The organism is Vibrio gangliei (genome assembly GCF_026001925.1).
GTDB lineage: Bacteria > Pseudomonadota > Gammaproteobacteria > Enterobacterales > Vibrionaceae > Vibrio > Vibrio gangliei.
On sequence record NZ_AP021870.1, the window covers coordinates 879,833 to 893,732 of the forward strand.

The 13,900-nt window shown below is 44.3% G+C and carries 11 protein-coding genes; 5 read left to right on the top strand and 6 right to left on the bottom strand.

Translation table 11 applies throughout. The features are described from left to right. Positions 1 to 29 precede the first annotated feature (29 nt). Complete coding sequence (cra, locus tag Vgang_RS16045) at positions 30 to 1,028, bottom strand: catabolite repressor/activator (protein ID WP_105901035.1); 999 nt, start codon at positions 1,026 to 1,028, stop codon at positions 30 to 32. Between the two features lie 283 nt (positions 1,029 to 1,311). Here cra and fruB point away from each other — a divergent pair, with 283 nt between their 5' ends. The 4 genes from fruB (at position 1,312) to Vgang_RS16065 (ending at position 6,988) form a co-directional block, all read left to right on the top strand. Further along, on the top strand, positions 1,312 to 2,445 hold the full coding sequence (gene fruB, locus Vgang_RS16050) for a fused PTS fructose transporter subunit IIA/HPr protein (protein WP_105901036.1): 1,134 nt from the start codon (positions 1,312 to 1,314) through the stop codon (positions 2,443 to 2,445). Between the two features lie 9 nt (positions 2,446 to 2,454). After that, positions 2,455 to 3,408: a 1-phosphofructokinase gene (gene pfkB, locus Vgang_RS16055; protein WP_105901037.1), complete on the top strand. Its 954-nt coding sequence runs from the start codon at positions 2,455 to 2,457 to the stop codon at positions 3,406 to 3,408. A gap of 17 nt (positions 3,409 to 3,425) precedes the next feature. Next, a complete protein-coding gene (gene fruA, locus Vgang_RS16060; RefSeq protein ID WP_105901038.1) occupies positions 3,426 to 5,156 on the top strand; it encodes a PTS fructose transporter subunit IIBC in 1,731 nt (576 codons plus the stop codon). Between the two features lie 182 nt (positions 5,157 to 5,338). Beyond that, the gene (locus Vgang_RS16065) at positions 5,339 to 6,988 is read left to right on the top strand and encodes an RluA family pseudouridine synthase (protein ID WP_105901039.1); all 1,650 of its coding nucleotides are present in this window, start codon (positions 5,339 to 5,341) and stop codon (positions 6,986 to 6,988) included. A 1-nt stretch (position 6,989) separates the two neighbouring features. On the opposite strand, the gene Vgang_RS16070 is transcribed toward Vgang_RS16065, so the two are convergent. Further along, positions 6,990 to 7,547 carry a sugar O-acetyltransferase gene (locus Vgang_RS16070; protein ID WP_105901040.1) on the bottom strand — a complete coding sequence of 186 codons (558 nt, stop codon included), beginning with the start codon at positions 7,545 to 7,547 and terminating at the stop codon, positions 6,990 to 6,992. A gap of 181 nt (positions 7,548 to 7,728) precedes the next feature. On the opposite strand from Vgang_RS16070, the gene Vgang_RS16075 reads away from it, so the two are divergent. Beyond that, a complete protein-coding gene (locus Vgang_RS16075) occupies positions 7,729 to 9,075 on the top strand; it encodes a polysaccharide deacetylase family protein (protein ID WP_105901041.1) in 1,347 nt (448 codons plus the stop codon). 147 nt (positions 9,076 to 9,222) lie between these two features. Here Vgang_RS16075 and Vgang_RS16080 read toward each other — a convergent pair whose 3' ends face one another. The 4 genes from Vgang_RS16080 to Vgang_RS16095 all read right to left on the bottom strand — a co-directional run bounded on the left by Vgang_RS16080 (position 9,223) and on the right by Vgang_RS16095 (position 13,900). Further along, complete coding sequence (locus tag Vgang_RS16080; protein WP_105901042.1) at positions 9,223 to 10,761, bottom strand: long-chain-fatty-acid--CoA ligase; 1,539 nt, start codon at positions 10,759 to 10,761, stop codon at positions 9,223 to 9,225. Between the two features lie 105 nt (positions 10,762 to 10,866). Next, complete coding sequence (locus tag Vgang_RS16085; RefSeq protein WP_211293955.1) at positions 10,867 to 11,463, bottom strand: hypothetical protein; 597 nt, start codon at positions 11,461 to 11,463, stop codon at positions 10,867 to 10,869. 102 nt (positions 11,464 to 11,565) lie between these two features. Next, positions 11,566 to 12,609 (bottom strand): heme o synthase, encoded by a 1,044-nt coding sequence (cyoE, locus tag Vgang_RS16090; RefSeq protein ID WP_105901043.1) that lies wholly within the window; start codon positions 12,607 to 12,609, stop codon positions 11,566 to 11,568. Between the two features lie 28 nt (positions 12,610 to 12,637). Next, positions 12,638 to 13,900, bottom strand: coding sequence for a COX15/CtaA family protein (locus Vgang_RS16095; protein WP_105901044.1), 1,263 nt, complete (start codon positions 13,898 to 13,900; stop codon positions 12,638 to 12,640).

The following is a 13,900-nucleotide window of genomic DNA, read 5'->3' on the forward strand; positions in this document are numbered from 1 at the left end:
TAACATAAGCCGAATCTGTCGACACAAGATTAAAAACGATTCCTCACTTTTAATTTACGTGCCACCAGCTCCACACCCGGTTTGTAACGTTTAGCCGACGCATTTAACGCCAATTCCAAAGCGCTATCGGCAATGATTTCAAAGCGTTGTGACAGCGAGTTTATTTTGATCGGTAAAAAGTCCAACAAGCGATTATCACCATAAGTCGCAAGACGAACTTTACTCATCAATTCAGGGCGCTCAAATAACACATCCAGCACGCCTTCAAGCAAAGTATAGGACGTTGTGATGATGGCATCCGGCAAGGCATTATTGGCAAGCCACTTTTCCATCGCTATACGTCCAGATTCGGGATTAAATTGCGTGCCATATTCTAACTTAATGGACATTGACTGGCTGTCGTTAACTTGGCGTACCGCCGCTTCAAAGCCAAGTTGCCTTTCTTTCGAAATATTCAGCTCAGGCAAGGCACCGATTAAGCCTACCGATGTCACCTCTGGCGTTAACACTGATGACGTTAAACGCAGTGCGCCTTCAAAATCTTCACTGATCACACAGCTAAAAAATTCATCATCCAAAGGTCGGTCAATGGCAATAACCGGAATGCCGCGTTTTTGAATGGCAAGATAAAACTCATTGGCATCGTGCATCGAGCTTGCGACGAACAAAGCATCAATGCGTCGACTTACAAGTGCATTCACCACGGCTTTTTCAGTCTCCGGTTTATCATCTGAACAACCGATCAAAATTTGGTAGCCTGCTTGACGAGAATTCGCTTCCAGTAGCTTTGCCAGTTTGGCATAACTGGTGTTTTCGAGATCTGGGATCACCAAGCCAAATGAACGACTTTGCCCTGCCCTCAGTGCCGATGCGGCGTGATCCGGTTGGTATTGATGCTCTTCTACCACTGCCATCACTTTCTGTTGCGTTTTCAAGCTAATACGATACTTGCTCGCTTTACCATTAATGACATAGCTGGCTGTGGTCTTCGATACCCCTGCCAATTTGGCAATCTCATCTAAAGTCATCAAGGCTTCCCTTTTTAAAAATGGATTTGTGCACTGGATCAAAAATCTCATCATCCAGATGCGCCGTTAATTGAATTATATGCTGAATCGATTCAGTATAAAAGCTGAAAGGATTCAGCAAATTTGAATTTAGCTCACATAACTCATGTAAAACCTGAACTCTGTACTACTCTCTGAGTGAATGGACATGAAATACAATTTTATCGCTAAACAGATTTGCTGAATTTTTTTACCGACTTGCTGAATCGATTCAGCTTAATACAGAAAGACGAGGCTCAACACCATGCTTATTTTAACTCCGAATGAAGTCACGCTTGCTCAATCGGCCGAAGACAAAACCGCAGCGATTAAAAGTATTGCGCACAGCTTAGCTCAACAAGGCTATGTCGAAAGCGGCTATGTTGAAGGTATGCTCACCCGTGAAGGTCAATCTTCGACTTTTCTTGGTAACGGCATTGCGATTCCACATGGCACAACAGACACGCGTGACTTAGTGAAAAAAACCGGTGTGAGCGTGCATCACTTTCCTCAAGGCGTGGATTGGGGCAACGGTACGGTTTATGTCGCCATTGGTATTGCTGCGAAATCGGACGAGCATTTAGGCATCCTAAAGCAACTCACCAAAGTTCTGTCAGCAGATGGCGTAGAAGCGGCTCTTAAGGATGCAAAAACAAAGCAAGACATCATCAATGTATTAAATGGTCAGACTCAATTAATGGCTGATTTTGATGCCACCTTAATCCAGCTCAAATTCCCAGCCAGCGACATGCTGCAAATGACAGCGGTCGCCGGTGGTTTATTGCGTAATGCAGGTTGCACAACGGATGAATACATTTCAGAAATCATCACTAAAACACCAACAGATTTAGGCAATGGCTTATGGCTCATTAGTGGTGGTAAAGGTGTGAATCGCTCTGGAATGTCTTTTGTTTCAACCGCTAATGATTGTGAATTTGAAGGTAAGCAAGTGAAGGGGTTGATTGCATTCGCCGCTTGTAACGCCAGCCATAAACCACTGCTGTATAAACTTACTCAACTACTTCTATCTAGACGCCAGGATGAGATTTTAAATGCAGAAGTGAACCAACTTCTTGAATTGTTTGATCTGACTGAAAAAGCGCCGGAAATCTCTCAAGAAGATGCCAATACCGCGGTGTTTAAAATCAAAAATGCCCACGGTCTACATGCTCGACCAGGCGCGATGTTAGTGGCGGAAGCGAAAAAGTTCGAATCGACTATTCGTGTTGAAAACTTAGATGGTGAAGGTGGTGCTGTGAATGCGAAAAGCCTCATGAAAGTGATCGCTTTAGGGGTGAAACACGGTCATCGCTTACAGTTTACTGCAGACGGTTCTGATGCAGAGTTAGCACTTACTTCTATTGGTAAGGCGATTGAATCTGGCCTTGGTGAAGGTTAAGGAGCGAATATGTCGAACGATAAAAAAGTCGTCACCATCACGCTGAACCCTGCCCTTGATCTGACTGGACATCTTACTGACAGCTTAAATGTAGGCTCTGTAAGCCTCGTATCTCAAAGTAACCTTCACCCCGCAGGTAAAGGCGTGAATGTGGCGAAAGTATTGTCAGATTTAGGCGCTCAAGTCACGGTAACAGGTTTTTTAGGCAAAGATAATCAAGAACCTTTTTGCCAATTATTCGAGCAAATGAATGCACAAGACCGCTTTGTACGAGTGGCTGGTGCGACGCGTATTAACGTTAAGTTGGTTGATAAAGATAGCCAAGTGAGTGACATCAACTTCCCGGGTGTCGAGGTTGATCAAACCGCGATTAAGGCATTTGAACAAACCTTGCAAGACTTAGCGCAAGATCATGATTACTTCGTGATGGCGGGCAGCTTGCCGCAAGGCGTCTCACCAGAGTTATGCGCTCAATGGATAGAAACCCTTCATCAACAAGGCAAAAAAGTCATTTTTGATAGTAGTCGTGATGCTTTAAAAGCCGGGTTGGATGCTCATCCTTGGTTGATTAAACCCAATGATGAAGAGCTCTCTGAATTGCTTGATCAAGATATTCAAACCACAGAAGACTGCCAACATGCTGCGCATTCTTTAGAGTCAAAAGGGATTGAAAACATTGTTATTTCTCTTGGTGCCAACGGAGTCATGTGGCTCAACCAAGGCAACTGGCTACAAGCAAAACCACCACGAATGCAAGTGGTGAGCACGGTAGGCGCTGGAGATACCTTGGTTGCAGGGTTAACTTGGGGTCACCTAAATCAGTGGAACCATGAAGAGATTTTGAGTTGTGCGACTGCGTTATCTGCACTCGCCGTTACTCAAGTGGGAGTGGGTGTGCCTGCTCCAGAAAAGGTAGCCGAATTACAACAACAAATTCGCGTTCAAGCGATTGATCGAATCTAAAGAGTTAAGGACATCTTATGAACATTGCCATTATCACTGCATGCCCAAGTGGCGTTGCCAATAGCGTCATTGCAGCCGGGTTATTAGAGCAAGCGGCTCAAGCACTCAATTGGACCGCCAATGTAGAATGCCAATCAAGTGTCGTAGCAAGCACACCTCTTACGGAGCAACAAATCGAAACGGCTGAAGCCATTATTATTGCTGCCAACACGAACGTTGATACACGACGTTTTGTCGGGAAGAAAGTCTATCAAGGCAATATTCTTGATAGCCTAAAAGATCCTCAAACTTGGCTGCAAAATGCCGTTCAACAAGTGGTTGTTCTAGAGCAAGCCTCGGCTCCAGTTGTCACGCCAGCAGTGGCAAGCGCAAAAAAAATTGTTGCGATTACCGCTTGCCCAACGGGTGTGGCTCACACCTTTATGGCAGCTGAAGCGTTAGAAGAAACTGGCGTGAAGTTAGGTCATCAAATTAAAGTGGAAACACGCGGCTCAGTGGGTGCGAAAAACCAACTGACTGAACAAGATATTGCTGAAGCCGATTTAGTGATCATCGCGGCGGATATCGAAGTACCACTCGACCGTTTTGCAGGTAAACCACTTTACAAAACCAGCACTGGTCTGGCGCTTAAGAAAACAGAACAAGAGTTTGCTAAAGCGTTTGAGCAAGCCAAGCCACATCAAGCAGGTCAAAAATCAGAATCATCCGCTCAAGCTTCAGAAGAGAAAGTAGGCGTATACAAACACTTGATGACGGGTGTTTCTCACATGCTGCCACTTGTCGTTGCCGGTGGTTTGGCGATTGCGCTTTCTTTTGTGTTCGGTATCGAAGCATTTAAAGAAGAAGGTACATTAGCGGCGGCATTAATGACCATTGGTGGCGGTTCAGCTTTCGCATTAATGATCCCTGTTCTTGCCGGTTTTATCGCGTTTTCTATCGCCGATCGCCCAGGTTTAGCACCAGGTCTAATTGGCGGTATGTTGGCAAGCTCAACGGGCGCAGGCTTTATTGGCGGTATTATCGCGGGTTTCCTAGCGGGTTACTCAGCCAAGTTCATTGCTGATAAACTGAAACTGCCTCAGTCAATGGAAGCGTTGAAACCTATCCTAATCATTCCATTACTAGCGAGCTTGTTTACTGGTCTTGTGATGATCTACGTGGTTGGTGGCCCGGTTTCAGGCATCATGACTGCAATGACCGAGTTCCTAAACAACATGGGTTCTGCTAACGCGGTTCTACTTGGCATTATCTTAGGTGCGATGATGTGTTTCGACCTAGGTGGCCCAGTCAACAAAGCGGCGTACACTTTTGGTGTCGGTCTATTAGCCTCTCAAACTTACGCCCCAATGGCTGCCGTTATGGCTGCGGGTATGGTGCCTGCGTTGGGTATGGGTCTTGCCACTTTCTTAGCAAAAAACAAATTTGCTAAAAATGAACAAGAAGCCGGTAAAGCAGCGTTTGTACTTGGTCTATGTTTTATTTCTGAAGGTGCGATTCCATTTGCTGCAAAAGATCCAATGCGTGTAATCCCAAGCTGTATGGCTGGCGGTGCATTAACTGGCGCATTATCAATGCTGTTTGGCGCTAAATTGATGGCTCCACACGGCGGCTTATTTGTACTACTCATTCCAAACGCAATCACGCCGGTATTCCTATACCTAGTGGCTATTGTGGCAGGTACATTAGTCACAGGTGTCACTTACGCATTCTTGAAAAATAAAGAACAAGCAAAAGCAGTAACGGCATAACAAAACTTTCTTAAGTCACCTCCTCCCCCCGAGAAAAGTAAGAAAGAAATGAAACCGCGGCCCTAGTGTCGCGGTTTGTTTGTATTCAGTTCTAGTGTCTCGTGTCTCAAAATAAGCTTACATTGGTATTCTAAACTGAAACCAGTACAATCCTTTTCGTTAATGTTGCTTGAGCCTCTGCCATGTCCTGTTTTATACCTTTTGATACTGATGTTTCTGCCATTCCTTTGCCTGAGAAATTCACGTTTCCGTTTTGCTATGAACCGCAAGCATTAAGTGAAATTGCCGCAAAGCAATTGCAGCAGCACCTACAAACTCAGAACGAATGGCATTATAACTTTGAACGCGACGGCAAGATGTTTGGCGTGTTAGTGGTCAAAAATACTCAAGGTGAAATGGGCTTCTTATCGGCATTTTCGGGGAAATTAGCCGACCAAAACCACCTGCCGTATTTTGTGCCGCCCGTATTTGATATGTTGGTTGAAGGCGATTTTTTCCTTAAAGGTACAGCCCCGATCAATGCGATTAACGCGCAAATACAACAGTTAGAAAACGAACCTGAACTGGCCCAACTTCAGCAAAAAATAGAGCAATGTCAACAACAGGCAGAAACAGAATTAGAAACCCTACGCCTATCCATTATCGACAATCGCAAAAAGCGAAAAGTATTACGTGCACAAGCTGAAAACACACTTTCAGGAGAAGAACTGCAAGCCATATTGATTGATTTAGGCAAACAAAGCGTGGCGGAAAAAGCGCAACAAAAGCACCTAAAAGCGTACTGGGCAGATCAGATCGCTCAAGTACAACACGCTCTACAGCAAAAGCTTGATGTCATTGAACAATTCAAAATTGAGCGCAAACAACAATCGTCTCAACTGCAACAAAAACTGTTTACGCAATACCAATTTTTGAATCAAAACCAGCAAAAGAAATCGCTACTCGACATTTTTAAGCACACGGATAATCCGACGCCTCCGGCTGGCTCTGGGGAATGCGCGGCTCCAAAACTATTACACTACGCGTTTGCGCATCAATTGACCCCAATATGCATGGCCGAATTTTGGTGGGGTGCGTCGCCAAAATCAGAGATCCGCCAGCACAAAAAATACTACCCCGCGTGCCAAAGCAAATGTCAGCCGATCCTTAGTCACATGCTCCAAGGTATTGAATTAGACGATAATCCTCTACTGGAAAACCCTGCCGAAAACAAAAACATTGAAATTATTTATCAAGATGAAGCCATCGTAGTGATCAACAAGCCGGCTGAATTTTTATCGGTACCGGGCGTGAATATCAAAGATTCCGCCTTTAGCCGCTTACAAGCGTTATTTCCAGATGTGGAAGGGCCATTTGTTTTGCATCGGCTCGATATGTCGACATCGGGTTTGCTGGTATTTGCCCTCACCCGCCGTGCCAATAAAAGCCTGCAAAAACAATTTATTACCCGTGGAGTAGAAAAGCGTTACGTCGCGTTATTAGATGGTGAACTCACACAAACACAAGGTGAAATAACTCTTCCACTACGTGCTGATTTGGAAGACAGACCGAGACAAATGGTGTGTTTTGAGCATGGCAAACCGGCCCATACGACTTGGCAATTACTCGAAACTCACAGTGGGAAAAGTAAAGTTTATCTCTATCCAAAAACCGGACGTACCCACCAACTACGTGTGCATTGCGCCCACGTTGATGGATTAAATATGCCGATTATTGGTGATGACCTCTATGGTGAAAAAGCCAATCGCCTGCACTTGCATGCCGAGCAACTAGCCTTTGATCATCCTTATACCAAAGAAAGGATGATGTTTGAGGTTGAGGCGGAGTTTTAGACTACTTTTCTAATTCAATTTTTCGAATCAATTTCGCTGGTGTACCGCCGTATAAGCAATCGGGTGGGACATCTTTCGTGACAACGGAATTAGCGGCAATGACCGAACGTGCGCCAATCGTGACGCCTTGCAAAATTACGCTATTGCCACCAATCCACACATCATCTTCAACGACAATTGGCTTGCTGAAGGTTTCCCAACGGCGGCGGCTTTCAAAATCGAGAGAATGACTCGCGGTATAAAACTGTACATTGGGCCCAACTAAAACATGATCGCCAATCGTAATTCTGGCGTTGTCGAGCATGATCACATTCATATTAAGAAATGTCGATTTGCCAATAGAAATCGGCTTACCAAATTCACACTGAAACGGTGGCGTGATAATACTGTCCTCAGCAATACGGCCTAACATGTCTTTAAGAACAACTTGCTGCTCGGGAATAGTAATCGATTGATTAAGCTGTAGTTTAAGTTGTGCTGTTCGTGTTCTTAGGTCAGAAATAGAGGGATCTAAACCATCAAAATTTTGTCCTTGCAGCATTTTTTCAAATTCAGTCATAGTGAGTTGCTCATGTAAAAAACATCTTTACTCATTATGCGATACTCAAAACAAGTAACAAATACATTTATCATTTTCATAGCAATTCAAAGTGCTTTCCATTTCTACACAGCCTTACAAACCAAGCTATATTTGTTTCTATGCTTAACCCATTTACAGTGTAAAGAGGGAACCTTAGCAAATGAAAACATCTTATTTATCTCGATTGTTACCTGCCTTTATTGGTGGATTAACCTCGTTCTATGTTAGCAATGGTCTTGCCGCTAATATCGCACCATCGCAGCAACCACCAGCCGGTATTGCGATTAACAATGCCCCGCAATTTGTGGCAATTGCATTTGACGATAACACCTTGGTCGATGGGCAGAAATGGGTCCTAGAGCAATGGGGACAACGCCAAAATCCTAGCGGCACTCACAATCCAGCCACTTATGATGGAACGGCCATCCACACGACCTTCTTCAATACCTGCGAAGCGATTCTCATCAATCCTGAGCAAGAAAATAACGCCGGCCATGTTAAGGAAACTTGGTATCAAGCCAGTTTACTTGGACATGAAATGGCAAACCATACGCTCAATCACTTGCACGGATTGGAGTTTTCGTATCAGCAGTGGCAGGAGCAGATTGGCGAATGCCAGAAAACGATGAATCAACCTTTTACTCAAGTTGACCCTGAATTTCCTAATGATAATGAAGGTATTGATGCTCACGCAGTTGGCTTTCGCGCCCCCTATTTAGAGTACAACGACACTATGCTGCAATATTTGCAGGCACAAGGCTTTAAATACGATGCCAGTATTGTGGAAGGCTATGACCCTGCTCACCACGGTGGCAACCAATATTGGCCATATACGTTAAATGACGGCAGCCCTGGCGCTGACTTATCCACCAGCTGGGGCATCAAACCACCGATTAGCCAACATGCGGGTTTATGGGAAATTCCTGTTTACGCCTTTATCGTGCCGGATGATGAAACCGCGAAACAGTACGGAATTCATCATTCAATACGAGATAAAATTGCGGCGGAAATGAGTTGGTTCGATGTTCAATCCGGTAAAATTGAGTCTGGCGATTACAATTTATTCTATATGGCAAAATTATCGGGCCCTGAAGTGCTCGCCATTATGAAGTACAACTTAGATCTTCGCTTAGCCGGCAATAGAGCGCCACTCACTTTCCTTGGGCATTCCACCCAATATGATGACAATTTTGATTTATGGGTGCCGACAGAGTCGACCGCGGCCGAACGACGTAAAGCAATTGAAGACTTTTTAGACTACGCCCTGTCAAAGCCTGATGTTCGAATTGTCAGTCATATTGAATTAGTGAACTGGCTAGAAAATCCAACGGCCTTACCAAAAACATGCACCTCTCATTCTTGGCAGGGTAATCAAGCGTATCAAGCAGGACAGAAAGTGAGCTTTAATGGGTTTGAATGGCAAGCCAATTGGTGGTCGTTCAATGAAGAGCCGAGTGCGGGAAGTTGGCAAGCGTGGACGCAGCTTGATGCTTGTCGATCTGAGTAAGTAACCTCAGCTGCGGAGAAGTAAAGTCAGGCTGAATGAAAACAAAAAAGTGAGCAATGACGGCTCACTTTTTTTGTTAGTCTTGAATAGCCCTAAATAAGCACGGGGCTAAACATAGAGCTTAGAATCAAACTGAAAATCCGAGAACTACTGACAAAACTCAGCGCGTAAATCTTTCTTCAGAATTTTACCTGTCGCACCTAGTGGTAGCTCGTCACGAATCTCTACGGTGCGCGGGTATTTGTAAGCTGCACATTGCTCTTTCCCCCACGCTTGTAAATCAGCAGCGTCAATTTCAATGCCAGGTTTTAATGTGACAACCGCTTTGATTTCTTCGCCATATTCTTCATGCGGAACGCCAATGACCACCACCATGGCAACCGCAGGATGAGTCATGAACACTTCTTCCACTTCACACGGATACACATTAAAGCCATTACGGATAATTAAATCTTTCACTCGGTCAACAATATAAACATTCTTCAGCTCATCTTGACGCGCGATATCACCGGTATAAAACCAGCCATCATGCATTGCGGCTTTGGTTTCTTCTGGTCGGTTTAAGTAGCCTTTCATGACGTTGTGCCCACGCACTATTAACTCGCCTTCTTGGCCTAGTACGACATCATTATGATTTTCATCAACAATACGAATTTCTACGCCTTGAATTGTCTGACCAATTGACCCAACTCGGCGTTCAGCATCTAAATGATTAAAACATACGATCGGGCTCGTTTCAGATAAACCATAACCTTCAATAACAGGTACATTGAACTTTTGTTCAAAAATACGGAGCACTTCTGCTGGCATCGATGAACCACCGCTGATACCCAATTTTAATGACGTCAAATCCGCTTCGGTATCCAAATGATTAAGCGCAATATACATAGTTGGCACACCAGCAAAAATGGTCACTTGATACTGTTCAATCATTTTAGCCACCGCATGAGGTTCAAAACGAGGAACCAGCACAATGGTTGAACCGCATAAGATCGCCGCATTTAAACTCACCGTCTGACCAAAAGAATGGAATAAAGGCAAGGTCGCAATATGGACATCTCGACTAGTCAATTCCGCGATCGTTTGAGTCGCAAACGCATTCATGATCATATTACTTTGTGTTAACTCGGCCCCTTTAGGTTGGCCAGTGGTGCCTGAGGTATAGAGTATTACCGCCGTGTCATTGGCTTCACGAGCAACATAATCTTTAATCGGAAAATGACGATCAATAAAACGACTCAGTGTCGGCAAGCTTTCATATTGCATTTGTTTTTGATCGGCACACATCACCACCATGTGCTCACAAGAATCCACTCGGCCAAATGCTTTTAGCCCTTCCTGTGCCATAGGTAACTGCTCAGAGCCTTCAAAACAGAAAAAGAACTTCGCCTCACTGTCTTCAAGGTGATATTGAATTTCGCGGCTTTTCAACAAAACATTTAATGGAACGACCACGCCACCCGCTTTTTGTATTCCGTAATACACCAAAGGGAAAAAAGGCAAATTAGGGCAACTTAACGCCACACGATCACCTGGTTGTAAGCCTTCAGCAATCAAAGCCGTCGCAATTTTACCTGCGATATCATCAAACTGAGCGTAAGTAATCACCATCTCACCACAAATCAATGCGGGTTTATTCGGTTTGTATATTGCATTGCGGCGTAAGCCAGCAGCTAAACTCATCATAGAGACGCTTCCTATAAATATTGACCGATTAAAGAAGGCATCGGTATAAAGAAAAAACCCGCGGTGGATACCACGGGTCAATTGGGCTTATAGATTTAATTCGAGTTAGTTTTCAACTTGTACATCTTCAAGTTGCAGATCATCAACCTTATCTTGTACTTGTTGTTTTACTTCTTGCGCATGCTCTTTGGCATCTTGCACTTTTTCAGTCAACTCATCTTTTTTATCGGCTAATGCTTCTTTTTTACTGGCTAACACATCAGCAATACCGGTTAGGTTATCTGCCAATTGCTGCGCTTTTTCTTCTGGGAATTTTTGTTGTAAAGAGGCTTTCAATTGGCCTTTTAGATTCGCCAGCATTTCTTGTTTTTCAGAATCTGATGCGTTGCGAATCTTGCCTGCTACTGCTGCAATCTTTTTCAATTCAGGGAACAAATTGGCATCTTTGAGCGGCGCAAGTAATTTAATATCTTGCAAATCGGCATCTTCAACTTTGTTATCTAACGTCTCAATCAGAGTATCTAACTTATCTAAAGTTTGCGCTCCACGAGTATATAAAGGTGCGATCGCTTCATTTTCTGCGAAACTGGTTAGCTTATCTACGGTTAAAAACATCAATACCATGATGATCACGATCGGCAGCAATAAGCCACTGAATAAACCAACAAAAAAGTTATTAAAGCCTGAGCCAAAGCCTTTCATAAAAATTCCTAAGTGAACTAAGAAAAAATTTGCGCGTATTCTACCCTAGTCTATAAAAAAAGCCTATATCCTTATGATTTACAAGGCTGCTGGGAAATGAAATCACGCATTTAACACCACATAATGATCCACCAATAAGGCCACAAATAGCCCCATCAAATGATAGATAGAAAATCTGAACGTCTGCATTGCACTATTGGGTTTAGGGAAAAATTTCAGTTCACACGCTTTATAAATGAAGCCAACTGACAACGCGATAGCGAATACCGCATACACCACGCCACTCATGCCAAATAAGACCGGTAAAGCGCAAACAAGCGTTAACAGGATGGTATAAAGCAGCACACTGGTTTTGGTAAATTCAATGCCATGTGTAACTGGCAACATGGGCACATCAGCCTTGGCATATTCATCACAACGATGAATCGCTAACGCCCAAAAGTGTGGTGGCGTCCAAATAAAGATGATCATCACCAATAGCCATGCGTGAGGGTGAATATCATTGGTCATTGCCGTCCAGCCTAATAATGGCGGCATGGCGCCTGCGATACCTGCAATCACTATGTTTTGTGGGGTAGCGCGTTTTAAATACAAGGTATACACCACTGCATAACCCAATAAACTCGCAAACGTCAGCCAAGCCGTTAAGCTATTCACGCCGCTGTACAGCACCACAAAACCAAGTAGACCAATAGCGCTTGCGAACACGATCACTTTCCACTGTGGTAACTGCCCAGATGGCAACGGCCGATGTTGAGTCCGCTTCATCAAGCCGTCAATGCGTCGATCAATTAAGTGATTGAACGCCGCTGCTGAACCCGACATCAACCCAATGCCCAACATTCCTAGCACTAATGGTTGCAACAGCAATTTTCTATCGGTCGATAAACACATACCCACCAAGGCTGTCAGTAACATCAACATCACGACTTTGGGTTTGGTTAAGGAATAATACAAACGCGCCTGCTTTCTCCATCTTTGGCTTAAACTCGCGCCAACGCTATTCGGCTTTTCGTCTTCAGGCTTTATCGTTGGCGCAATGGCGGGTGCAGCAGACTGGTGATGAGAATACTTGGCCGCAATACGCTTATTCTCACTATATCGACGAGACGGTTGAGGAAATGGGATCACATTAGATTTAGGCATAACCTGCCTCCTAATCGAGTTAACCTCATCACTTCGAGGAATATTCACCTTTCAACTTCACTTTTTCCGCGATGTGATTAGGTTTGATATATAAAGTCGTCGCTGGCTGAGTATGGGTTGAATATGTTTGCCGACTCGCCTGCAAATAACACAAATACAAAGCACTATGAATAAAGACTATGTTTAACAATAGCAGTGCTGCGACTAAATTGTGTGCCACCGCTAAAATAACGGGCAAGTGTAAAACCACATTGAGAAGCCCAAGTGAAATTTGCAACGCAACCAGCAGAGCAAGCCCAATAGCAGCACGCTGGAAGACAAGCGATAAATGGGCCTGCCAAATGCGCCATGCGTAGTTGAATAAGGTAATAGCCGTAACCAACGCACCAATCCGATGAAAAACATGAATGGTCATACGGGAGGAATAATCCAACACGCCGTATTCATAACTGCCATTTTCTATCACTAACGGATGCTGAAAAAGAGTAAAGGCGCCATTCACATGCAACGATTGCCACCAATTCCCCTCACAAACAGGCAACTGAGTGCACACTAATGCGGCGTAGTTCGATGACGTCCAACCGCCGAGGAAGATCTGCACCAAGAGCACGCTCAGAGCCAACCAACCCACTCGGTATAGCTTATTCACTCTGTCGATATTCGTAATTTTGCCTTTTTTATCAATTCCTTCTTTTTTATAAATTCTTTCTTTTTTATAAATAAAGCCAAATTGTGCTTGTCGATGATTCCTTTGAGGTTGGCTTAGCGGCGGTTGTGACCCAGAGTCTTGTAACCCAGAATGTTGCAGCCAAGAGTGCGGCCTCAAAGCAAGGTAAAACAACATTAAAAAACAAAGCAAGGCAAAACCACCAAAGAGATGTAATACCACGATGATGGGCATTAATTTCAGCGTGACCGTCCACATGCCTAACGCAGCCTGAAAAATGACGAGAGATGCCAAACCAATCGGTAAAGTATTACTGACCTGGCGCAGCCGCCAACTCACCATCACAATCGCTAAAATCAGTAGCCCAAGCATGCCTGCCACATAACGATGGATCATTTCTAACCACGCTTTGTGTGGGTCGATCACATGCCCAGGAAACAACTGCGAGGCTCTCACCACATCATCATTGTGAACCGGGACTATGATTTGCCCATAACACCCCGGCCAATCAGGGCAACCTAAGCCAGCATCTGAAATACGGGTATAAGCCCCTAATACAATGACAAGCAAAGCGAGCGCGATGCTGGCTCTCACTAACCACAACAAAGGTTTTATATTGTCCAT